The organism is Bacillus cereus group sp. BfR-BA-01453 (genome assembly GCF_022662915.1).
GTDB lineage: Bacteria > Bacillota > Bacilli > Bacillales > Bacillaceae_G > Bacillus_A > Bacillus_A paranthracis.
On sequence record NZ_JAKUEN010000009.1, the window covers coordinates 90,046 to 112,933 of the forward strand.

Genomic DNA, 22,888 nt, shown 5'->3' on the forward strand with positions numbered 1-22,888 from the left:
GAAGCCCTTTCCTCTCTAATCGATATTTTATTTTCATGTGTAATCTGTATTAGAGCCATTTCATATTGAGAAAGTCTTTTCGAATTCAATAAAGCGTTTACACCAAATCTTACATTTGCTACGATTTAATCAGCTTCAGCTCCTTGTATAGACTTCGTGATGTCTGATCATTTTTATCTAGATTCATTTTGATTTATTGGCGCATGCCTTTAAATATATCTTTTATTTTGAAAGGAGAAATGGCTATGAAATCAAAAAAATTCACACTGCTATTACTATCCCTACTACTCTTCTTACCTCTTTTTCTCACAAACTTTATTACTCCCAATGTCGCATTAGCAGATTCACAAAAGCAAAGTCAAAAAATTGTTGGGTATTTTCCTTCATGGGGCATTTACGGACGTAATTATCAAGTTGCAGATATTGATGCATCAAAGCTAACTCATTTAAACTATGCTTTCGCTGATATTTGTTGGAATGGAAAACATGGAAATCCTTCTACTCACCCTGATAATCCAAATAAACAAACGTGGAACTGTAAAGAATCTGGTGTACCACTGCAAAATAAAGAGGTCCCTAATGGTACTCTCGTACTCGGTGAGCCATGGGCTGATGTCACAAAATCTTATCCTGGCTCAGGTACAACTTGGGAAGATTGTGATAAATACGCACGCTGCGGAAATTTCGGCGAACTGAAACGATTAAAAGCTAAGTATCCTCACCTAAAAACAATTATTTCCGTTGGTGGCTGGACTTGGTCTAACCGCTTTTCTGACATGGCCGCTGATGAAAAAACAAGAAAAGTATTCGCTGATTCTACAGTCGATTTCCTACGCGAATATGGATTTGACGGCGTTGATTTAGATTGGGAATATCCAGGCGTAGAAACGATTCCTGGTGGTAGTTATCGCCCTGAAGATAAGCAAAACTTCACCCTACTCCTTCAAGATGTTCGAAATGCATTAACGAAAGCTGGTGCAGAAGATGGTAAACAATATTTACTAACAATTGCATCAGGTGCAAGCCAACGTTATGCTGATCATACAGAGCTAAAGAAAATCTCTCAAATACTGGATTGGATTAATATTATGACATATGATTTCCACGGTGGATGGGAAGCTACTTCTAATCATAATGCAGCTCTATACAAAGATCCAAATGACCCAGCAGCGGATACGAATTTTTACGTAGATGGTGCGATAGACATTTATACAAATGAAGGGGTTCCAGCAGATAAACTCGTATTAGGTGTACCATTTTACGGACGCGGGTGGAAAAGTTGTGGAAAAGAAAATAACGGACAATACCAACCTTGTAAACCAGGTAGTGATGGAAAGCTCGCTTCTAAAGGTACTTGGGATGATTATTCTACCGGTGACACAGGTGTGTACGATTATGGTGATTTAGCAGCTAATTATGTTAATAAAAATGGTTTTGTTCGCTATTGGAACGATGTAGCGAAGGTACCTTATTTATATAATGCGACTACAGGAACCTTTATTAGCTATGATGACAGTGAATCTATGAAATATAAAACAGACTATATAAAAACAAAGGGTTTAAGTGGCGCAATGTTTTGGGAGCTAAGCGGGGATTGCCGTACAAGTCCAAAATATAGTTGTAGTGGACCAAAATTACTTGATACGTTAGTAAAAGAATTACTAGGTGGACCTATTACTCAAAAAGATATTGAGCCACCAACAAACGTAAAAAATATTGCTGTAACAAATAAAAATTCAAACTCAGTTCAATTAAACTGGACGGCATCTACTGATAACGTAGGAGTTACGGAATATGAAATTACTGCTGGAGAAGAGAAGTGGAGTACAACAACAAATAGCATTGCAATTAAAAACTTAAAACCTAATACAGAATACACATTTTCAATAATAGCAAAAGATGCTGCTGGGAATAAATCACAGCCTACTTCTATTATTGTAAAAACAGATGATGCTAACACAACACCTCCTGGTGGAAATAGCAATGCTACCTTTTCAGTCACTTCAAATTGGGGAAGTGGTTACAACTTCTCGATTGTAATTAAAAATAGTGGAACGACCTCTATTAAAAACTGGAAATTAGAATTTGATTATAACGGCAATTTAACACAAGTTTGGGATTCTAAAATTAGTAGTAAAATAAATAATCATTACGTAATTACGAATGCAGGATGGAATGGTGAAATTCCTCCTGGTGGATCGATTACAATCGGAGGAGCAGGAACAGGCACTCCTGCTGAACTTGTAAATCCATCCATTAGCGAAAACTAAACGTAACTTCCAATAATTATTTCACTAAAGTTTGAATTTAGGTTTGATTCCTCTCTCCTAAATTCAAACTTTTAATTTTATGAAAAATCACAAATCAACATTATAATAACCTATTATAACTATATTTAGTTTACAATATGAAGTTCGTGTGAAGTTCACCTGAATTTTACATGAATTTCCTTTAAGCTCTATTGTCTTCCTATACTAATCACATTATCCTTTACATATAGGAATTATTTTCATTCCATTTCAAACTATCTATATATACATAAAGAAGGATAGTCGCCTATTAGGGAAAGGCATCTAGTATTATTATAAATATAAACATAACAAAAGAAAAAGCACGCTTATAAGCGCACCATAAGAGTGCTTCTTCATACAATTCTCATGTAAGAGTTCTCGAAAATCATGTTAATCACAAAGAAAAGGCATTAGCTTATACAAGCTAATGCCTTTTCTTTATTCATATTGTTCAGCGTTCCATTCTTCTATATTCCACACTTTTGTTATCCATGCTTCATAAAAAGAAGGCTCATGTGATACAAGTAAAACGGTTCCTTTATATCGTTGTAGCGCTTCCTGCAACGCCTTCTTTGTTTCTAGATCCAAATGATTAGTTGGTTCATCTAAAATTAAAACATTACTTTTCTTTACGATAAGTTCACATAAACGTACTTTCGTTTGTTCTCCTCCGCTTAATAAACGAATAGATTTTAATACATGTTCTTCTTGCAATCCACACTTTGCTAATGCTTGGCGCACTTCTTTCTTTGTCATATCTGGTCGTTCTGCCCAAACTTTCTCTAAAGGTGTTATTTCTGAAGCAAACTCTTCCTGGGCAAAATACGCAGGATTTACTCGTTCTCCAACAGAAATTGAACCGCTTAGCGGCTTAATTTGACCTAATAATGTTTTTAACATCGTCGTTTTTCCAATTCCATTATGACCAATAATCGCTATCTTTTCTCCTTTTTTCACTTGTAAATTCAACTCTGGACATAAAGGATCACTATAACCTATCCTTAGTTTCTCAGCTTGTAGTATACGACTCACTGGCTCCTCATAAACATTGAAATCAAAACGTGATCGAGTTACAGGATTAACCTTTTCAACCCTCTGCATTTTCTCCAATACTTTCTCTCGGCTTTTAGCCTGTTTCGCTTTTCGAATTTTATTTTTTTGAATAAATGTTTCTAACTGAGAGATTTCTTTTTGTTGTTTCACATACGCCGATTGTAATTGTTTCTTTTGCACTTGGTAACTTTGCACAAACTTTTCATAGTTTCCTACGTATCGCTTCACTTTTCCTCCTTCTAGATGAAAAATAACATTTGTAATACTGTTCAAAAATAATTCGTCATGCGAAATGATTACATAAGCTTTTTCATATAGTCTCAAATATGATTGCAACCATTCTATATGAGCTGTATCTAAATAATTTGTTGGCTCATCTAACAATAAAACATCAGCTTTTTCTAAAAGAAGCTTCCCAAGTAATAACTTTGTTCGCTGCCCTCCACTTAACTTTGAAACATCCTTTTTAAGCCCTATTTCAAATAATCCTAAACCGATTGCTACTTCTTCAACTTCTGTATGAATGTGATAGAAATTAGAGCTTTCCAATATAGTTTGTAATTCTCCATACTTTACTAACAGTTTTTCTACTTCTCCTGCTCCATTCATTTCTTCAGCAATTTTTAACATTTCGTATTCAATCGCATACAAATCAGCAAATGCACTTTGCAAGTATCCCTCAATTGTCATCCCTTCTTGTAAATCCATATGCTGCTGCAAGAAACCTACCTTCACATGCGGAAACCATTCAATGTTCCCATCATCATGTATAAGTTCTCCTGTTAAAATTTTTAACAATGTTGATTTTCCAATTCCATTTTGCCCTACTAACCCAACATGCTCACCCTTTAATAATCGGAAACACGCATTATATAAAATGGTCTTCTCACCATACGAATGCCTTAAATTTTCTACTGTTAATATACTCATGTTTTTCTCTCCTTTACTTATGGTTCATAAGCTAAATAGAGAAAGCAACAGTATAACGCCTTATTTAATTGTGCATATAAAAAATGGGTAAGGTGAATACACCTTACCCATTACATATTATCGTAAGAAAGGATTAAGGTTCTTTACCTGCTGTCTTCAATTTAGCTTAATCGTTAAAAATGGGCAGACTTCTCCCTTATCAAGCTAAAACCATTTGAAGAACAGTTGATAAAGTCATTTTATCCTTTCACTCCTTTAACATTTGTGATATTAAGAGTATAAACTACTCTTTTATATTCTATTCTCTATTGTTCTTTTTGTTCCTTCTCCGTTTTATCGTTCTCTGCATAAATTTCTTTATACATCTTTTCTAATGCATATGGACTTGTAAAGATAATTGTTAACGATTTCCACATATAAATTCTTCTTTGTAATTCTATCCCATACTCTTTACTCACTATATTTTTCACTTCTGGGATATGATCTTCAGTTTGAAATTGTTGCACAGACTTCAATTCATTCGTTTTAAAATCTGTTAAAAATCCTATTACACTTCGCCCATGTTCCTGTGACCTTTCTTCTAAATCAAACTGAATCGAATGAACGAAACCTAAAACGTGAAAGATTTGAGCATGCAACCCGACAGCAGCACGCTTTTCCATTAAGTTGTAGCACTCTCGTTTTAACTCTTCTACCATTTCTAAAGAATTTCTATTAACTTTCCTTTTGCCAACAAACATAATTTTTACAATATGAGCGACTGCTCCCATACTTTTTAATACACTCTCTAGAATTTCTACCGCATCTTCCACATAACCATTTGTAATTATAGAATGAATAAATTCATCTAATAATGCTTGAAACTTTTTAACTAAATGTAAATCACATAATTCTGGTACACCTTTTCTCAATTGATCCCGGCCTTGAACCCACTTTAAAACTTCTATCATTTCTTCTTCTTTTAATTCATGATGTTCCATACCATACTTCATTAATAAAATATAATTTTTTAATAAGGACTTTCCTTTTTCAAGATTATCAGCTGTTAACGAATCAACTATTTGCTCTATAGATTTCATCTTTCTCCCCCTATAAAAAAAGCCTCTTAACAGTAATTATACCAAAAACTGTTAAAAGACTTTTTCTATTTTTTCATATAAGGTGCTAATACTCTCAAAATTTCTTCCTTATCCTTCTTTAACTCAAGTGATGTTAACATATCCATCGTTCTCGGCCTAGGTAATTTCACTTGTACCTCGCCAACTATCGATGCTGGTCTTTGAGATAAAATAAATACGCGATCCGAAAGCAAGATTGCCTCATCTAAGTCGTGTGTAACCATAACGATTGTTTGCTTCTCTTGGTGCCAAGAGTTTAAAAGCCAGCTATGTACTTCCATTTTTGTAAAAGCATCTAATTTACCAAAAGGCTCATCAAGTAGCATAATTGGCTTTTCACATAAATATGTGCGCAGGAAACTAATTCTTTGACGCATCCCTCCAGACAATTCATCTGGATAATGGTCTGCATATTCATCTAGTTCAAACTGCTTTAATGCTTCCATTCCTTCTGTCAGCCTTTGTTTTTTCGGCTTCCCTTCAATTTCTAACGGAAGAACGATATTTTGTAAAGCTGATCGCCACGGTAGTAATAAATCCTGTTGCGGCATATAACTTACAACATCTTGCTCTTGCATTTGCTTATCGTTATACGTTACACTTCCACTTGTTGGATCTTCAATATTTGCGATCATATTTAATAGTGTGCTTTTCCCACAACCACTCGGTCCTACAAAGGAAACGAACTCTCCCTCTCGTATAGAAGCACTAATATTTGCTAATACATTCTTGCCATCGAAAGATTTCACAATATCTTTTATTTGTAATCCACTCATTTTTCACTTGGAAGGAACTCATTTGTAAAGGCATCTTTCACATCAATTTTCTTCTTAATAACTTTGTTATCATATAAGAAATTCATGTAATTCGTCCAAACTTCTTCCTTCTGTACTCCCCACGCTTTTGCATCATCTTGATACTTCGTACTTAGCCATTTTTGACTTTCTTGTACTAAATCTTTATTTACATCTGGAACAGCTTTAATTAAAATATCGGCAGCTTCTTTCGGTTCTTTAATTGCAAAATTATAACCCTCTGTCGTTGCACTCATAAACTTTTTCACAAAGTCTTTATCTTGCTTCGTATGTTTTTCACTCGTAATCATAACAGGACTATAGAAATCAAGTGCTGGATCTAAGTCTTTCACCATAATCGTATTTAACTCTTTTCCTTGGCGCTTCGCTTCAATTCCATCCCATCCGTAATAAATCCATTCAAAGTCTGCATCACGACCAATTGATTTAAAGAAATCTGTTTGTCCTAAAATGATTTTTTCAACTTTATTAAAATCGGCTTGGTGCTTATCCATAATTGTCTTTAATGTCGCTTCTTCCGCTGGTCCTCCCCAGCCACCGTAACGTTTCCCTTCAAAATCTTTCGGTGACGTCATATTATCTTTCTTAAGCGATGCAAAAGCTGAAGTGTTATGCTGAATAATCGCACCTACAGATACAACAGGAATACCTTCCACACGAGCCAACGTTACATTTTCTTGTGCGCTTATTGCGAAGTCAGCTTTTCCTGAAGCTATCATTTGCTCCGCCGTCACATTATCACCAGGCTGAATGATTTCTACATCTAAGCCTTGTTTTTTATAATAATCTTTCGCTTGTGCTACATATAAGCCAGTATGATTCGTATTCGGAAACCAATCTAATACGACTTTTACTTTTTGATCTTTACTTGCACTTTCTTCTTTCTTCGCCGGATTACATCCAGCTACACCTACTGCTAATAAGGCAGCCAACATAACTTTTAAACCTTTTTTCATTTTCTGCCGTCCTTTCTATATATCCATGGTGCTGTTATTCTTGCCATAAACTCCACGATAAAATACAGACATAATGTCACCATTACAATAATTGCTGCAACACCAAATACTCGGGCTGTTAAAAAGGATTTCGTAGCCCTTGTAAGCATAACTCCTAATCCTTCACTGGCACCGAGCCATTCTCCAATAATCGCTCCCATTACGCTATATGTAACTGCAATTTTTAAACCGGAGAAAAAGTATGGAAGCACTGCTGGAAACTTTACTTTCTGGTAAACTTGCCATTTCGTTGCCTTCATCGTTTGCAACAACTTCAACATATTTTTATCTACCGTTTGAAAACCTTCTAAAATGCTAAGCGCAATCGGGAAGAAACAAACGAGTATGACTACCATTACTTTCGGTAGCATTCCATATCCAAACCAAATAATAAATAACGGTGCAAGTACAACGATTGGAATCGTTTGCGAAATAACAAGCAACGGATTTATTAAAATACGAAATAAAGGGATAACGTCCATAAGAATTGCAATGCTTGTCCCAATTAAAATCGCAAAGAACAGTCCAATTATAACCTCTTGCAGCGTCTGCATCGTATTCGGTAATAGTAAATCTTTCATTCCAATTAATTCTTGAACAATGGCAGAAGGCTTCGGTAAAATCCACGGTTCAATTTTAAATAATGAAACAGATCCTTCCCATATCGCAATGAGAAGGATAAGCCAAATTGCTGTAATTATTTTAGATTGCTTCTGGTTTTGCATATTCATCACGGTACTTCCAAACTTTTTCATCTATCGTTACACCAGTGCTTGGACGATAATGGATTTTAATAGAAGTAATCACTTCTTCTGCTCCAGCGTTCACACAAGCTTGTTGTGCACGTTTAATGATATCAAGAAGTACATCTAATTCTCCTTCCAGCGTCGTTTCCATTGCCCCTACTTCATAACGAACTCCCGATTGTTGTACAACCTCAATCGCTTTATCAACAACAGAATACACATCTTTGTTCTTTGCTTGTGGTACTACTGAAAACGAAATTGTAACTTGTTGTGACATAATAAAATCCCCCTTATGAAATTAAATTTTAAAACAAGAAAAGGCTTTCCTACTACGTAGGAAAGCCTTGTATGCAAGTTATTATAGAATAACATATGCTACATCACTTTAAGTAACTCCCTACGCTGGCATTATCCAGATCAGGTTGAGGGTCGATGTTTGCTCACATCCTCTCAGCCAATTGGCTCCCCGGTCCTTAATTCGTTTTCATTGTAGCATGATTTATTTTATTGAACAAACAAAAGCATGTATAATCATTTCATTTAACTTTTGAATTCCCCAATTAACTCTTGTAACTCCTGTGAGAGCCAGCTTAAAGAACTGGCTAATTCAGCAATATCCTGTACAGACATTTCCTGTTCTTTCATGATTTCTTCAACATTACTACTACTATTCGCATACTTATTTGCAATAAGTGATAGTTCATTTACAACACGAACAATATTTTGGCTATTTTGCAATATATTATTTGAATTGCTAGAAACAACTCCAACTTGATTGGTAACAGTTTGTGCTGATTTCGACATTTTTTCAAAGAAAGCACCACTACTTTCAACAAGTTTCATTCCAGACTCTACTTCTTTTGAGGTTTTTTGCATTGAAACAACAGCTTCTTCCGTTCCTGCTTGTGTTTCCCCTATTAATTTTGCTATATCTTTTGCTGATGCTTCCGTCTGCTCTGCTAATTTACGCACTTCATCAGCAACAACGGCAAATCCCTCTCCAGTTTCCTCAGCACGTGAAGCTTCAATAGTAGCATGTAAAGCTAGCGAATTCGCTTGATTTGAAATACTTGTAATTACAGTTACAATATCACTAATTTCTTTTGATCTTACTTCCAAAGAATAAATGATAGAAGATAAATCTTGTACTGCATTTTGTATTATGTTCATTTGATTCATCGTCTGTTCAATAATACCATTTCCTTTTTCTGAATGATGCTTCGTACCTTCAGACTCTTTCGTCATTTGTTTTGCAATATTAGTTATCTCTTCCATCCTATCTTCCATTTCATATACAATATCTAAATACTTTGGTACTGACGTTTCTTGCAATTGAACGCCAGCCCTTAACTCAACTATAGAACTTACGATTCCTTGGACTGCCATGCTATTTTCTTTCGTACTCACTGACAATTCTTGTGAAGATGAGGAAACCTGTTCTGCTGTCTGCTTCACTTTATCTATAATTCCTTTAAACTTCTCGATGTTATTATTAAAATACGCATTAATAATACCAATATCATCTGGTCTTTCCTCTAATTTAATACTTAAATCACCTTCACCAACTCTGCGTAATCCTTCACGTAAATCCCGCAATGGAGCAAGTGCGTTACGTACGATTAAGAATTGAATAACAGTTGCAATTAAAACAGAAATACAAATAAACATTAAACCTTGTATAATGAATTTTTCCTTTGTAATAGGAACAATAGAAGCATCTACATCGGCTGCAACAATTGCCACAATATTTCCGTCTCCATCTTTAATTGGCTCTAATATCGTTACCCATGATCCTAATAGATCTTCATATACTACTGTCATGTTTGCTTTTTTCGTGCTCATTACCTTATCATATGCTTCCATCCAAAGATCTGGTTGTTTATAATATTCTCCCGGCTTTACTTCAACAATATTTGATAAGTCTGTAGACAAGTCGACGATTAGTAACTCACCTTTTTCATTTTTTTCTGCTCCAACAATATAGGTTTGTCCGACACTATTCAATTCTTCCGTCGCTTCATCTAATTTCTCTGTTAACTTCTCTCTCTTTTCTCTTTGTGCCACTGGATCCTTTGTAACATCTCTCACTATTTCTTCGTCTAATTTATGTAATACCGTATCTCCTGTTTCAAAAGAATGCCTTTCAAATATAGACATCATGCTATTTTGAAACATGTTAAAACTTAACGCTCCCATAGTACCAACAAGCGTCAAAATAACTAACACAGTTAACAATACATTCTTTTGAAGAAATGATAGCTTGTGCCAATATTTTTTCATCAACATCACCTTTCTTAATTAACTTAATATAAAGGAAAACTATTAAAATAAAAACCTTATCAACAACTGATAAGGTTTCTCATTTGTTTGCAAATAAAAAAAGACCAATGAAAAAGCATTGGTCAAGACCAACCCTATCCGTCCGGTAACTGGCTAGCGTAGCCTTTCGGCCTTAGCTCCTGTAGTTTTGCGTCCTAATGTTTCCACCAGTTTGCCTTTCTCGCTGAACGAGTTGAACGATATGGGAGTTCTATGAGAATTACATTATTCTCTATCAAAGATTACAACATAAAAATTAAAATGTCTACCTATTTAGAGATGCAAATGCAAAGTTTTAATGTATTATTTTTTCGAAATAATTTAACAAAGTACGTGAATGTTACATTTCTTGTGTTATATAATAAAAAATGTATATAACACAAGGATTGTTTTGAATATTTATTTTAATTTTCATTTAAATTAAATTATTCGAATATATCTTAACTAATGAATTTCGGAGGTAGTTTATCATGTTTTGGCTACAATTTCTTACGTTACTACTCTGCATCTTTATTGGCGCACGCCTAGGCGGAGTTGGTCTAGGGGTAATGGGTGGCGTTGGTATGGCAATACTTGTTTTCGTCTTCCACTTACAACCTACAGCTCCTCCTATTGATGTAATGCTTATGATTTTGGCAGTAATTACAGCTGCTGGTGCACTCCAAGCCGCTGGAGGAATGGAATACCTTGTTCATCTGGCTGAGAAAGCATTACGAAAAAATCCAAAACGCATTACATTCTTTGCTCCAATTGTTACTTATTTATTCACACTTTGTGCGGGAACTGGTCACGTTGCTTATTCTGTACTTCCTGTTATCGCAGAAGTCTCTCGCGAATCCGGAATTAGACCAGAACGACCAATGTCAATTGCCGTAATTGCTTCCCAACAAGCAATTACAGCTAGTCCTATATCAGCTGCAACAGTTGCACTTTTAGCAATGTTAGCTGACTATAAAATCACTTTATTAGATATTTTAAAAGTAAGTATCCCTTCTACTTTCATCGCTTGTATGGTAGCTGCATTTGTTGCTAGCAAAATGGGGAAAGAATTAAATGAAGACCCTGAATACTTAAAACGATTAAAAGAAGGAATGATTCCTAAGATTGAAGAGAAAAAAGAATTTGTTGGTGTAAAAGGCGCTAAATTATCAGTTATCCTTTTCCTAGTAGGAACTTTTCTTGTCGTACTTCTCGGTTCATTTGAAGTACTTCGTCCAGGATGGATAGTTGATGGGAAGTTAGCCCGTCTTTCCATGCCAAACACAATTGAAATGGTTATGTTAACGATTGCAGCTCTTATTATTATTTTCTGTAAACCAAATGTAGAAAGCATCGTGTCTGGTAACGTCTTTAAAGCGGGGGCAACAGCAGTTGTTGCTATTTTCGGTATCGCTTGGATGGGAGATACTTTCTTTAACGGAAACTTAAATATGATTCAAGGATCAATTCAGCATCTAGTAACAAGTGCGCCATGGCTATTTGCCATCGCATTATTCATTCTATCTATTTTACTATATAGCCAAGCCGCAACAGTACGTGCTTTAATGCCTCTTGGATTATCACTCGGTATTCCACCAGCACTACTGATCGCGATGTTCCCTGCAGTAAATGGATATTTCTTCATTCCAAACTACGGAACAATCGTTGCTGCCATTAACTTTGATCGTACTGGTACAACTGGCATTGGTAAATATGTTTTAAATCATAGCTTTATGATTCCAGGCCTAATCGCAACATTCACTTCTATAGGAATTGGAATGCTCTTAATATCAATTATGTTTTAAAGAAAAAGCACAAACCTACAAATTTACAGGGTTTGTGCTTTTTTAATCAAACGTTTGTTTAAATATTTTTAGCTGTCCATTCTTCCATTATGTTCTTTAATATTTGTGTAAAATCCGCTGGGAAAAGATGCCCCAAACCTTCTCTCACAATTAATTTACAGTCCACATTATATTCCTCAAACATAGACATTAATTGAAGTGTGTTTTCATAAAATGGATCTTTGTCTCCCGTAACAATATATCCTTCTACATTCGTTATATCATTTGATACAACTATACTTTCAATTTCCTTAACATCTCGAATAGCAGGTATAACTGCAATAAATTTTTGAGTCGCTGACATATTCTTTAACGCTAACTCTATCGCTATATTTCCCCCTTGAGAAGCTCCCGCGATGATTATGTCCTCCAAGTTATATTTATTTACAAAATCATTAAAAGTTTTCATAACGTCTTTTATAGCTATTTCATGATTATCCCAGCTATACGACTTCATTCCATGTATTTGTGAGGACCGGGGAAAACCTAATATATACTCATTTAGTATTTCTTCTTCACACCAATATGGTGCAAAATCATTTATATTTGATCCTCTCCAATGCAAAGAAAATAACCCTATCTTCGCCTCTTTATTTCCATAAGTAAATAATTTCGGTTCGGCTGTTAGCTGCTGTTTCTTAAAGATTTCTTCACACTTTTTCACTATCATTTTAAAAGCTGCATTCTCTCGTAATCCCTTTAAATCTTCATCCCCCATAAGTGTATGTGGATTCCACCAAATCCCCTTTTCTAAAGCTTCGTTTAAACTAACAATCGCTTCCTCATACTTACCTTCTGCCGAAAGTGCACACACTTCCCAGAAACTAGTTTTTTCTATTCTTTCAGGAAACTCCCTTTTTGCTTTATCTATGCATCTATAAATCGCTTCGAATTCTCTTTTTTCGAATAAACGAAACAACTCATTTTGCAACTCTATAAACTGTTTCCTTTTCAAACAATCCTCCCCCTTTTTCTAACTATCGATATCAAAACATAAAAAGCTATGTAGCGTTTTAATACTACATAGCCTTCTTCTACAAACTGTTACTCACTTCCTCTACTAGCCTCTTCGTACTTTCATACGCAGATTCAGCTAAACTAATCGCTGAAATAACTGAAACACCGTCCGCACCTGCTTCTATAACCGAAGCGGTATTTTCAATTGAAATGCCTCCAATTCCGACAATCGGTATTGTAATTCCTTGTTCTCTAAAATGAGCTAACCCTTTCGTTCCTTGCACTGCTTTCGTATCTTTTTTCGTACTCGTTGGAAAGATAGGTCCTACACCTAAATAGTCAGCCCCATTTTCAATTGCCCAGCGTGCTTCTTCAATTGTATGTGTAGATACACCAACAATCTTATCACCCATTTTTTCACGAACAGAGGTAATTCCTTCATCATCTTGCCCAACATGCACGCCATCTGCATCTAACTTGAGAGCTAGTTCCACATCATCATTTACAATGAACGGTACACCGTACTCCTTACAAATTGCTTGTAGTTCTTTTGCAAAACAAATGCGTTTCTCTTCCGTTAAAGCGCCTTCCCCCTTTTCACGAAATTGAAAAATTGTTATACCACCTTCAAGTGCATCTTTCAATATTTGTAGTGGATCCTTCGTACAATTGTTACTTCCCATAATAAAATATACTGATAACAACCTAGACATTTCTGACTTTGAAATACGTGACATTTATTTTCCCTCCTTACTATATAACCTCAATTTTCCCATACTTCTCTATATCACCTGAAGTCGTATTCGCTAACTGATTCAAAAATTCAATTTGAAAACTACCAGGTCCTTTTTCCACCGTCTTGGCAGCTGCCAGTTCCGCAGCTACCCCATAAAACGTTAATGCCGCTACCGCTGCCTTTACATAATCCTTTTCTACCGCTACAAATGCTCCTATTACAGAAGTTAGTAAACAACCTGTTCCCGTAACTTTCGTTAAAATAGGATGACCGTTTCGAATGAGAACAGTTCGCTCTCCATCTGTAACAACATCTTCTTTTCCAGTAATCACCGCAACTGTATTCAATTCATCCGCTGCCTGTTTTGCAATACTTACGACATTACCATTTCCAGCACCAGCGTCTACCCCTTTAATTTCCCATCTCTCATTAATAACGTTCGCTATTTCAGCTGCATTTCCGCGAATAATCGCTAATTCAATTTCAGCCGGAATATGTCTCGCAACTTCTGTTCGATACGATGTTGCTCCTGCACCAACTGGATCAAACAGTACTGGTACATTGTTCACATTTGCTGATTTACCGGCAAGTAACATCGCTTCTACTTCTTCCGGACGAAGTGTTCCCATATTTAATACTAACGCTCCAGCAATGCTAGCCATTTCTGCCACTTCTTCTTTTGCATACGCCATTACAGGCGATGCCCCTAACGCTAACAAACCGTTAGCTGTAAAATTTGTTACAACAACATTTGTAATATTATGAACGAGCGGATTAGATTCTCTCACCAAATCCACTACTTTACTAATTTCTTTCCTATTCATCCTTCTCATCTCCTAACTATAGTTATGGGAGATACACAAAAAGGCACTTTGCGCGTACGCAAAGTGCCTGAACATGTGCTTTTACACTCTCCCTACGCTGGCATTATCCAACAGGTTCAAATGGTCAATGACGGACTAGTCATACTCTCAGTTTGTATCCACAAACTCCCATGTGTTTAGTATTCTTCTACTTCAAAGTCTACTCTTATTCTAGTAAAATAACAAGTTCTTTACTTTTCTATTTCATATAGAAGCAACTAATAAAACAATACGCATAATAACTATCTATTTCTCACAGTCTCATCATGGTGCATATTATGTTTTGTCACGATCATTCAATTTCAAACAGATGTTATCCCATTAAAAACTGTTCAAATATGGAGCGAAACTGAATCTCAAGAAGATGTATGCTATAGTTAACGTATGGAAATTTGAAAGGATGTTTTAAATATGTCAAAAAGCGTTGTAATCGCTGAAAAGCCTTCCGTTGCACGAGATATTGCACGTGTACTGAAGTGCGATAAAAAAGGAAATGGTTACCTTGAAGGTAGTAAATATATTGTAACTTGGGCTTTAGGTCATCTTGTTACATTAGCAGATCCAGAAAGCTATGATGTGAAATATAAAAAGTGGAATTTAGAAGATTTACCGATGCTACCTGAACGTTTGAAATTAACTGTTATTAAACAAACAGGGAAACAATTTAGTGCTGTAAAAAGTCAGCTACTTAGAAAAGATGTAAATGAAATTATTGTAGCAACAGACGCTGGACGCGAAGGAGAATTAGTTGCTCGTTGGATTATTGATAAAGTTCGAATTAACAAACCAATCAAACGTTTATGGATTTCATCTGTTACTGATAAAGCAATTAAAGATGGTTTTGCAAATTTAAAACCAGGTAAGGCATATGACAATTTATATGCTTCAGCTGTCGCACGTTCAGAAGCTGACTGGTATATCGGTCTTAACGCGACTCGCGCTTTAACGACTCGCTTTAATGCCCAGCTAAACTGTGGCCGTGTGCAAACACCTACTGTCGCAATGATCGCTAATCGTGAAGATGAAATAAAGAATTTCAAAGCTCAAACTTACTACGGCATCGAGGCTCAAACGACAAATCAGTTAAAACTAACTTGGCAAGATGCAAACGGCAATAGCCGCAGCTTCAATAAAGAAAAAATTGATGGTATTGTAAAAGGTTTAGATAAGCATAATGCTACCGTTGTGGAAATTGATAAAAAACAGAAGAAATCATTCTCTCCTGGTCTTTACGATTTAACTGAATTACAACGTGATGCCAATAAAAAGTTCGGTTACTCTGCGAAAGAAACATTGAACATTATGCAGAAATTGTATGAGCAACATAAAGTCCTAACATACCCTCGTACAGATTCACGCTATATTTCATCTGATATCGTTGGAACACTTCCAGAACGTCTAAAAGCATGTGGTGTTGGAGAGTACCGTTCCTTAGCACATAAAGTATTACAAAAGCCTATCAAGGCTAATAAATCATTTGTTGATGATAGTAAAGTAAGTGATCATCACGCAATTATTCCGACAGAAGGATACGTTAACTTCTCCGCCTTCACAGATAAAGAACGTAAAATTTATGATTTAGTTGTAAAACGTTTCTTAGCTGTTTTATTCCCAGCATTCGAATACGAACAACTAACGTTACGCACAAAAGTCGGCAATGAAACGTTCATTGCACGCGGAAAAACAATTTTACATGCAGGTTGGAAGGAAGTATATGAAAATCGCTTTGAAGATGATGATGTAACTGATGACGTAAAAGAGCAACTTTTACCTCGCATTGAAAAAGGCGATACATTGACTGTAAAGTTAATTATGCAAACATCAGGTCAAACGAAAGCACCTGCACGTTTTAACGAAGCGACTTTACTTTCAGCAATGGAAAACCCTACAAAATATATGGATACGCAAAATAAACAACTTGCTGATACGTTAAAATCAACTGGTGGATTAGGTACTGTAGCAACGCGTGCTGATATTATCGACAAGCTATTCAATTCATTCTTAATTGAAAAACGTGGTAAAGATATTCACATTACTTCAAAAGGCCGTCAGTTACTTGATTTAGTACCAGAAGAGTTAAAATCACCTACACTAACTGGTGAGTGGGAACAAAAGCTAGAGGCAATTGCAAAGGGTAAACTGAAAAAAGAAGTATTCATTTCCGAAATGAAGAACTATACGAAAGAAATTGTTTCTGAAATTAAATCGAGTGATAAAAAATATAAACATGACAATATTTCAACGAAGTCTTGTCCAGATTGCGGTAAACCAATGCTAGAGGTAAACGGCAAAAAAGGAAAAATGCTCGTTTGCCAAGACCGTGAATGTGGTCATCGTAAAAATGTATCTCGTACAACAAACGCTCGTTGCCCTCAGTGTAAGAAGAAGTTAGAATTACGTGGTGAAGGTGCAGGACAAATCTTTGCATGTAAATGTGGCTATCGCGAAAAATTATCCACATTCCAAGAAAGACGTAAAAAAGAATCTGGAAACAAAGCTGATAAGCGTGACGTTCAAAAATATATGAAACAACAGAAAAAAGAAGAAGAACCATTAAATAACCCATTTGCAGAAGCATTAAAGAAATTAAAATTTGATTAAACAAAAAGGTTCCTACCTCTATCGGTAGGAACCTTTTATGTTAGTGAATGATTTTACTTCCTTTTGCGTTCTCAACGAATTTTTCGCTTGATTTGTTAATTGGTGTTTTCAGTAATAACGCAGCAACAATCATAACTACTACGAAAGCACTTAATACAAGTAAATCTCGCGTTACAATATCCCACAGCATTCCGCCTACTGTTTCACGAATTGCACTAATTGCATATGTGAACGGTAAGAACGGATAAATTGCTTGGAAGAATTTCGGTGTCATTTGAATTGGGAATGTTCCGCCCGACCCTGCTACTTGTAGTACAAGTAAAATGATCGCCATCGATTTCCCTACGTTTCCGAAAATAGAAACGAGTGAGTATACGATACAAACGAAGACTCCACCAATAAATAAACTAAATAATACAAACCAGAACTTATCGACTACGTACGTACCGAGTAAGAATATATCTCCCATTGATACGATAAACGCTTGTGAAAGACCTATCGTTAAGAATGTTAATAAACGTCCGAAGTAAATTTCATGGCTCTTATAATTCGCGCCCTCTTCATGTACTTCTACTGTTAATAATGAAACCATTAATAATGCGCCTACCCATAATGCAAGCACTGTATAGAATGGTGACATTGCTGAACCATAGTTCGGCATTGCAAATAATTTATTCTCTTTTAAATTGACTGGATTCGCAAAGTAATCACTTTGCTTCTCAACATCGTTTTTCAACAAACGGATGATGTCTTTTAAATCCTCTTCAGATTCAAAATCACGAATTTTATCTGCTAATTCTTTAATCTTTTTCTCAGTAGCTGGCATTTCAGCTTTAATATCTGCTAATTTCTTTCTACCGTCTACTAAGCCTTTTGATGAATCTTCTAGTAATTTTTTAACATCTGGAAGCTTTTTGTCTGCTTCTTTTAAAATTTGAGATGTGTTTTTAGACATACGTTTCGTACGTTCAATTGCTGTGTTAAAGTTTGGAACGATTTCTGAATCATACGTTGCTAAGAAATCGCCTAATTGAGCTGAAGCATTTTTAGTCGCTTCATTAATACTTTCTACAACCTCTTTTGTAGGCTTCTGTCCATTGTTAATTAGTGTAGTTGCTTTATTCGTTGCATCTATACCTTTTTGAACAGAATTTTGTATTTTGTTCAATTTTGCAATTCCGCCATTAAGGTTTTTTCCGCTATTTACATCTGCTAACACCTTATTTGTACTTTCTAGAACCGGAATCGCATCACCAATTAGATTATTAGTAGCTTGTAGTTGACCATTTAAATCGTTTAAAGCTACTTTTGTACTATCTAATCCATTAACACCTCTATTATTTACGTCTGCTATAACACTTTCTAAATTACTTTTTGCCTTTTCATATTCATTTTTCACACTATCGTATGCTTCATTTGCATCAGCTTTAGCTTGATCGACTGTGCTAACTGCTTTTTTGTAATCTGCTACAAACGTTTCATTATAATCTTTTTCCACTTGATCAATTAATCCATTTGCTGCATCTAATTTTTGATTCGCTACATCTGTTACATCTTTCTTTACTTCTTGCCCTGTGCCGATAACATTTACAATATCTTTAATACCGTTGTTAGCATTTTCCATTTTCCCCTTAAGACTAGTTAAGCGATCCACTCGTCCTTTGAAAAAACTTTGGCCAAAATCAGTCGTCGCCGATTTTTGAAGTTCAGTAAATACATTAATAAGGTATGCAATACTATCTGTACGACCTTGAAGATTTTCAGAAACCGCATTAAGGTCTTGTTTTGCCTTTTCTGGATCAAACTGACCATTTTGCAATCCATTCACAACACTTTTTCCATATGCTGTTCCTGCACGTGCTGAGTTTAAAACGTTATTCACTGTTTGATTAATGTTTCTTGCAATATTTTTATAACCTTCATCGTTCATCTTTGAAAGATCCGGGCGTGCTGGAAACTCCGGCAATCCCTTCATACCAGAAAGGTCTATCCCTGGATTCATTAAAAAGTTCGTAAAAGCATTGGCCTTATCCATTACATCCTTTGCTACAGTTAAATTATTTCTCATTGTTCCAGGTGCATTCTTTAATGTTTCATCATTGTTTGCAAAGAATTTATCTAAATTCCCTAACGCTTCTTGACCATCATTAATAACACTTTCCACAACCGGCAATTCTTTCTGCGCTACTTTCACAACATCCTCTGCTCGAGTCGCATCATCTAACGCCTTATCCATCAGTGTATTCATTTCTGGGAACTGCGCTTCTAACTTAAATACAAGATCTTTTACTTTCTCAATACTTGGTAAGTTTGTTTCTAAATCGATTCCAAGGTCATTGAAGATTTTAAAAATCTCACCGTTCGCTGTTTTAACAAAGTTTTTACTAATTTCTTCTGTAATACCTGATGCACCTTTTGCTGTAATTTTCGGTGCAATCGCATTTACCTTTTCATTTACATAGTAATCAAGTTCTGGTTTCTGTGGATTTTCATCCAGAACAGTTGCAATCTTTTCAGAGAAGTCTTTTGGGATTGTAATGCTTGCATAGTAATCCCCGCGTTCAACTCCGTAAATTGCTTGTTTTTCATCTACAAATTTCCAGCCAAGATTTTTGTTTTTCTTCAGAGAATCTACAATCTCGTTCCCGATATTGATATCTTTTCCTCTTAAATTAGAGCCTGCATCTTCGTTAGAAACTGCAATGGGAACTTCTTTTGTATTTCCATATGGATCCCAAGAAGCTTTAATGTTAAACCATGCATATAACGATGGTAAAATCATTAACCCTACAACAATAACAATTGCAGCCCAATGTTTTGCTACATTCCGTAAATCTGTCTTATAAATACGCCAAATTTGTTTCATAGAAGTTATCACCTAATTATATATTTTTCCTTCTTTAGAAAATGATACATACATTTTGCAATTATATCACTTTCTACATCGTGGATTAACCGAAAACGAACTATTTTTTCCCATTAACTTTGACTTACTACATTATATAACGAAGTAAGTCAAAGTATGAATACAAAATGACCAAATCGGTTTTACATTCAATAATAACAAATATATAGGAAATGTCATAAAAAATACAAGTATTTTCTCTTGGAAATACTTGTATTCCTCAAAAAAATCCTCACAGCTTTTTATCATCTGTGAGGATTTCTTCTATTATATATCTACTTGTACTTCTACACCGAAATGATCTGAAATTACATTTCGGTTTGTACCATTAAAAATAACTTTTGAAGAACGAACTTTTTCACTTCGGTTACACAATATTAGATCGATTCGTAAATTATGTTTATTTTCATCCCAACCAGCAATCTCACCTTGGACAGTTGTTCCCTCATCCTTCTCTATTGCTAGTTCATATGTGTCGTACAAACCTTTTTGCATCATATATTCATAACCCTCCCCTTGCAAACGAGCGTTATTATTAAAATCACCCATTAAGAAGGAAAGTTCATTGCTATCTACACGCTCCATCAAACGATTCACTTGATCTTTAAATGATTCTTCTTCATCATTCCACCAACCGAGGTGGCAAGAGTAAAACGTGATGTTCTTACCATTGTAAGCAATTGTTGCACTTACAATTTTGCGTGTTTTCCAATACGTTGTATCCTTATTTTCTGAAATAAAGAACGTATCTTCTTTTACAACATTATGCTTCGTTATAATCGCTAATCCTTCTTCATACACATCATAACCAATATGAGAGAAATCCCAAGTAATATTGTAATCTTTTACATGTAACGCTTTTAACTCTTCTAATAGTAAAAGTCCAAAATTATCTTCTTTCTTGTTACCGCATACATTTTTAGCTCCTATCGACTGACTTACTTCTTGCAATGCGATAACATCGTACTCTTCTTCTTGAATGACTTTAGCAAGATATTTTATCTTTTCTATTTGATTTTCTTCTTGCCAAGAGTGACAGTTTAAAGTTAGCAATTTCATATTATTACGCACCTAACATATCTTGAATGTCTGACTTTAATACGTCAGCTTTCGGGCCATATACCGCTTGTACACCTTTATCTTTTACGATAAGTCCTAAAGCACCATTTTGTTTCCACTGCGCTTCTGGTGCAACAACATCTAAATCTTTTACTGTTACACGTAAACGTGTCATACAAGCATCTACGTCAGCAATATTTTCTTTTCCACCTAATAAATCAATAACCTTTGTTGCTAATGAACCATCTTGTACATTTCCTGTTCCTTCTGATGCCTCATCTTCATTATCAATATAGTTACCTGCACGTCCTGGTGTTGGTAAGTTGAACTTTTTAATTAAGAAATTGAATAATGTAAAGTTCAGACCGAAGAATACTAATGAAACGATAACGAAATTGATTAAATCTCTAGTTAATCCTGCATTAACCATCATCGGTGTACGAGTAATTAACTCAATGAATCCGAATGCGTGAACACGTAAGTTAATTAAATCTGCTAATGCGAATGCAAGTCCTGTTGTAATTGCATATACAACATATAATACTGGAGCAATAAACATGAACATGAATTCAATTGGTTCTGTTACACCTGTTAAGAATACTGCTAATGCTGCTGATAAGAACATTGGTTTATATTTTGCACGTTTTTCTTTATCAACATTACGGAACATCGCGAAAGCAATACCCATTAATGCTGCTGTTGAACCGATAACTTGTCCAGCTTTGAAACGAGCTGGTACAACATTATTTAATAGATCGTTATATGCTTTTGTATCTCCATTTGCTAATAAGTTATTTAAATCTGTAATCCATGCAAGCCATAAAGGATCTTGTCCTGCTACAACTTGTCCAATTTTCGAACCAGTTAACATCGTATATGTTCCACCTAGCTCAGTATAGTTCATCGGAATTGTTAACATATGGTGTAAACCGAATGGTAATAGTAAACGTTCTAACGTTCCATATACAAATGGTGCAACAATTGGTGCACTATCTTTTGAAGCTGCAATCCAGCGACCAAATTCATTTAATCCACTTTGGATGAATGGCCATAAAAGTGATAATACAATTGCAGTTACTGTAGACCAAACAATTACAACGAATGGTACGAATCGTTTTCCGTTAAAGAATGCTAATGCTTGTGGCAGTTTGTTATAGTTATAATATTTGTTATATAAAGTAGCTCCTAAGAAACCTGTGATAATCCCTACGAAAACCCCCATGTTTAATGCTGGTGCACCAAGTACAGAAGTAAAGTAATCTTTTACAATTAAGTCCCCTGCTAATACTGAAGAAACTTTCGCTTTTGAATCCGCTAACATTTCAGCGTTTACGCCAAATATAGCTCCTGTAATTCTGTTTGTTAAGACGAATGCTAATAGCGCTGCAAATGCACCACCTGCGCGATCTTTCGCCCAAGATCCCCCAATTGCTACTGCGAATAAGATGTGTAGATTAGTAATAATTGCCCAACCGATGTCTTCCATTACGCGAGCGATTGTATGAACTGCGTTAATATCCCCAGCAGACATTCCAATTAACTTACCGATAGAAATCATTAAACCAGCTGCTGGCATTACAGCTACAACAACTAATAACGCTTTCCCGAACTTTTGCCAAAAATCAAAAGACGTAATTTTCATCTGTTCTTCCTCCCCTTTATTTATAACAACATAAT

Annotated in this window: 16 protein-coding genes and 3 riboswitches; of the genes, 3 read left to right on the plus strand and 13 right to left on the minus strand. The window is 35.4% G+C overall.

Annotation, left to right across the window (positions count from 1 at the left end):
• Nucleotides 1-245 precede the first annotated feature (245 nt).
• Nucleotides 246-2,270, plus strand: a complete 2,025-nt coding sequence (locus MR070_RS18130) for a glycosyl hydrolase family 18 protein (protein WP_242261740.1) — start codon at nucleotides 246-248, stop codon at nucleotides 2,268-2,270.
• Between the two features lie 459 nt (nucleotides 2,271-2,729).
• Here the strand turns inward: MR070_RS18130 and MR070_RS18135 are convergent, their stop codons facing one another.
• From MR070_RS18135 to MR070_RS18165, 7 genes are all read right to left on the minus strand, one after another.
• Nucleotides 2,730-4,274 (minus strand): ABC-F family ATP-binding cassette domain-containing protein, encoded by a 1,545-nt coding sequence (locus MR070_RS18135; protein WP_242261741.1) that lies wholly within the window; start codon nucleotides 4,272-4,274, stop codon nucleotides 2,730-2,732.
• Between the two features lie 305 nt (nucleotides 4,275-4,579).
• Complete coding sequence (locus MR070_RS18140) at nucleotides 4,580-5,353, minus strand: hypothetical protein (RefSeq protein WP_242261742.1); 774 nt, start codon at nucleotides 5,351-5,353, stop codon at nucleotides 4,580-4,582.
• 65 nt (nucleotides 5,354-5,418) lie between these two features.
• Complete coding sequence (locus tag MR070_RS18145) at nucleotides 5,419-6,168, minus strand: ABC transporter ATP-binding protein (protein WP_242261743.1); 750 nt, start codon at nucleotides 6,166-6,168, stop codon at nucleotides 5,419-5,421.
• On the minus strand, nucleotides 6,165-7,163 hold the full coding sequence (locus MR070_RS18150) for an ABC transporter substrate-binding protein (RefSeq protein ID WP_000715551.1): 999 nt from the start codon (nucleotides 7,161-7,163) through the stop codon (nucleotides 6,165-6,167). The genes MR070_RS18145 and MR070_RS18150 overlap by 4 nt, the downstream gene beginning before the upstream one ends.
• Nucleotides 7,160-7,933 (minus strand): ABC transporter permease, encoded by a 774-nt coding sequence (locus MR070_RS18155; RefSeq protein WP_001057149.1) that lies wholly within the window; start codon nucleotides 7,931-7,933, stop codon nucleotides 7,160-7,162. The genes MR070_RS18150 and MR070_RS18155 overlap by 4 nt, the downstream gene beginning before the upstream one ends.
• Complete coding sequence (locus tag MR070_RS18160; RefSeq protein WP_242261744.1) at nucleotides 7,905-8,225, minus strand: MTH1187 family thiamine-binding protein; 321 nt, start codon at nucleotides 8,223-8,225, stop codon at nucleotides 7,905-7,907. The genes MR070_RS18155 and MR070_RS18160 overlap by 29 nt, the downstream gene beginning before the upstream one ends.
• A gap of 100 nt (nucleotides 8,226-8,325) precedes the next feature.
• Nucleotides 8,326-8,427, minus strand: a riboswitch (TPP riboswitch).
• 61 nt (nucleotides 8,428-8,488) lie between these two features.
• Nucleotides 8,489-10,228, minus strand: coding sequence for a methyl-accepting chemotaxis protein (locus tag MR070_RS18165; protein WP_242261745.1), 1,740 nt, complete (start codon nucleotides 10,226-10,228; stop codon nucleotides 8,489-8,491).
• 141 nt (nucleotides 10,229-10,369) lie between these two features.
• Nucleotides 10,370-10,454, minus strand: a riboswitch (cyclic di-GMP riboswitch).
• Nucleotides 10,455-10,737: 283 nt separating this feature from the next.
• On the opposite strand from MR070_RS18165, the gene MR070_RS18170 reads away from it, so the two are divergent.
• Nucleotides 10,738-12,051, plus strand: coding sequence for an anaerobic C4-dicarboxylate transporter family protein (locus MR070_RS18170; protein ID WP_000498726.1), 1,314 nt, complete (start codon nucleotides 10,738-10,740; stop codon nucleotides 12,049-12,051).
• A gap of 58 nt (nucleotides 12,052-12,109) precedes the next feature.
• On the opposite strand, the gene MR070_RS18175 is transcribed toward MR070_RS18170, so the two are convergent.
• The 3 genes from MR070_RS18175 to thiM form a co-directional block, all read right to left on the minus strand.
• Nucleotides 12,110-13,045, minus strand: a complete 936-nt coding sequence (locus tag MR070_RS18175; protein WP_073541583.1) for an alpha/beta hydrolase — start codon at nucleotides 13,043-13,045, stop codon at nucleotides 12,110-12,112.
• Between the two features lie 79 nt (nucleotides 13,046-13,124).
• Nucleotides 13,125-13,784 (minus strand): thiamine phosphate synthase, encoded by a 660-nt coding sequence (gene thiE / locus MR070_RS18180; protein ID WP_000086992.1) that lies wholly within the window; start codon nucleotides 13,782-13,784, stop codon nucleotides 13,125-13,127.
• Nucleotides 13,785-13,800: 16 nt separating this feature from the next.
• A complete protein-coding gene (gene thiM / locus MR070_RS18185) occupies nucleotides 13,801-14,607 on the minus strand; it encodes a hydroxyethylthiazole kinase (RefSeq protein ID WP_001080177.1) in 807 nt (268 codons plus the stop codon).
• Between the two features lie 72 nt (nucleotides 14,608-14,679).
• Nucleotides 14,680-14,789: riboswitch (TPP riboswitch) on the minus strand.
• A gap of 268 nt (nucleotides 14,790-15,057) precedes the next feature.
• On the opposite strand from thiM, the gene topB reads away from it, so the two are divergent.
• Nucleotides 15,058-17,247, plus strand: a complete 2,190-nt coding sequence (gene topB, locus MR070_RS18190) for a DNA topoisomerase III (RefSeq protein WP_242261746.1) — start codon at nucleotides 15,058-15,060, stop codon at nucleotides 17,245-17,247.
• Nucleotides 17,248-17,287: 40 nt separating this feature from the next.
• Here topB and MR070_RS18195 read toward each other — a convergent pair whose 3' ends face one another.
• The 3 genes from MR070_RS18195 to MR070_RS18205 form a co-directional block, all read right to left on the minus strand.
• Nucleotides 17,288-20,113, minus strand: a complete 2,826-nt coding sequence (locus MR070_RS18195) for a YhgE/Pip domain-containing protein (protein WP_242261747.1) — start codon at nucleotides 20,111-20,113, stop codon at nucleotides 17,288-17,290.
• A 306-nt stretch (nucleotides 20,114-20,419) separates the two neighbouring features.
• Nucleotides 20,420-21,211, minus strand: coding sequence for an endonuclease/exonuclease/phosphatase family protein (locus MR070_RS18200; RefSeq protein WP_242261748.1), 792 nt, complete (start codon nucleotides 21,209-21,211; stop codon nucleotides 20,420-20,422).
• Nucleotides 21,212-21,215: 4 nt separating this feature from the next.
• Complete coding sequence (locus tag MR070_RS18205) at nucleotides 21,216-22,853, minus strand: PTS transporter subunit IIBC (RefSeq protein WP_000705535.1); 1,638 nt, start codon at nucleotides 22,851-22,853, stop codon at nucleotides 21,216-21,218.
• Nucleotides 22,854-22,888: the final 35 nt, after the last annotated feature.

Bases quoted from the DNA above. Each gene is read 5' to 3' on its own strand.
- MR070_RS18150 (WP_000715551.1), bottom strand. From the start codon at position 7,163: ATGAAAAAAGGTTTAAAAGTTATGTTGGCTGCCTTATTAGCAGTAGGT.
- MR070_RS18160 (WP_242261744.1), bottom strand. From the start codon at position 8,225: ATGTCACAACAAGTTACAATTTCGTTTTCAGTAGTACCACAAGCAAAG.
- MR070_RS18140 (WP_242261742.1), bottom strand. From the start codon at position 5,353: ATGAAATCTATAGAGCAAATAGTTGATTCGTTAACAGCTGATAATCTT.
- MR070_RS18195 (WP_242261747.1), bottom strand. From the start codon at position 20,113: ATGAAACAAATTTGGCGTATTTATAAGACAGATTTACGGAATGTAGCA.
- topB (WP_242261746.1), top strand. From the start codon at position 15,058: ATGTCAAAAAGCGTTGTAATCGCTGAAAAGCCTTCCGTTGCACGAGAT.
- MR070_RS18130 (WP_242261740.1), top strand. From the start codon at position 246: ATGAAATCAAAAAAATTCACACTGCTATTACTATCCCTACTACTCTTC.
- MR070_RS18135 (WP_242261741.1), bottom strand. From the start codon at position 4,274: ATGAGTATATTAACAGTAGAAAATTTAAGGCATTCGTATGGTGAGAAG.
- MR070_RS18165 (WP_242261745.1), bottom strand. From the start codon at position 10,228: ATGAAAAAATATTGGCACAAGCTATCATTTCTTCAAAAGAATGTATTG.
- MR070_RS18155 (WP_001057149.1), bottom strand. From the start codon at position 7,933: ATGAATATGCAAAACCAGAAGCAATCTAAAATAATTACAGCAATTTGG.
- MR070_RS18205 (WP_000705535.1), bottom strand. From the start codon at position 22,853: ATGAAAATTACGTCTTTTGATTTTTGGCAAAAGTTCGGGAAAGCGTTA.
- MR070_RS18200 (WP_242261748.1), bottom strand. From the start codon at position 21,211: ATGAAATTGCTAACTTTAAACTGTCACTCTTGGCAAGAAGAAAATCAA.
- MR070_RS18170 (WP_000498726.1), top strand. From the start codon at position 10,738: ATGTTTTGGCTACAATTTCTTACGTTACTACTCTGCATCTTTATTGGC.
- thiM (WP_001080177.1), bottom strand. From the start codon at position 14,607: ATGAATAGGAAAGAAATTAGTAAAGTAGTGGATTTGGTGAGAGAATCT.
- MR070_RS18145 (WP_242261743.1), bottom strand. From the start codon at position 6,168: ATGAGTGGATTACAAATAAAAGATATTGTGAAATCTTTCGATGGCAAG.
- thiE (WP_000086992.1), bottom strand. From the start codon at position 13,784: ATGTCACGTATTTCAAAGTCAGAAATGTCTAGGTTGTTATCAGTATAT.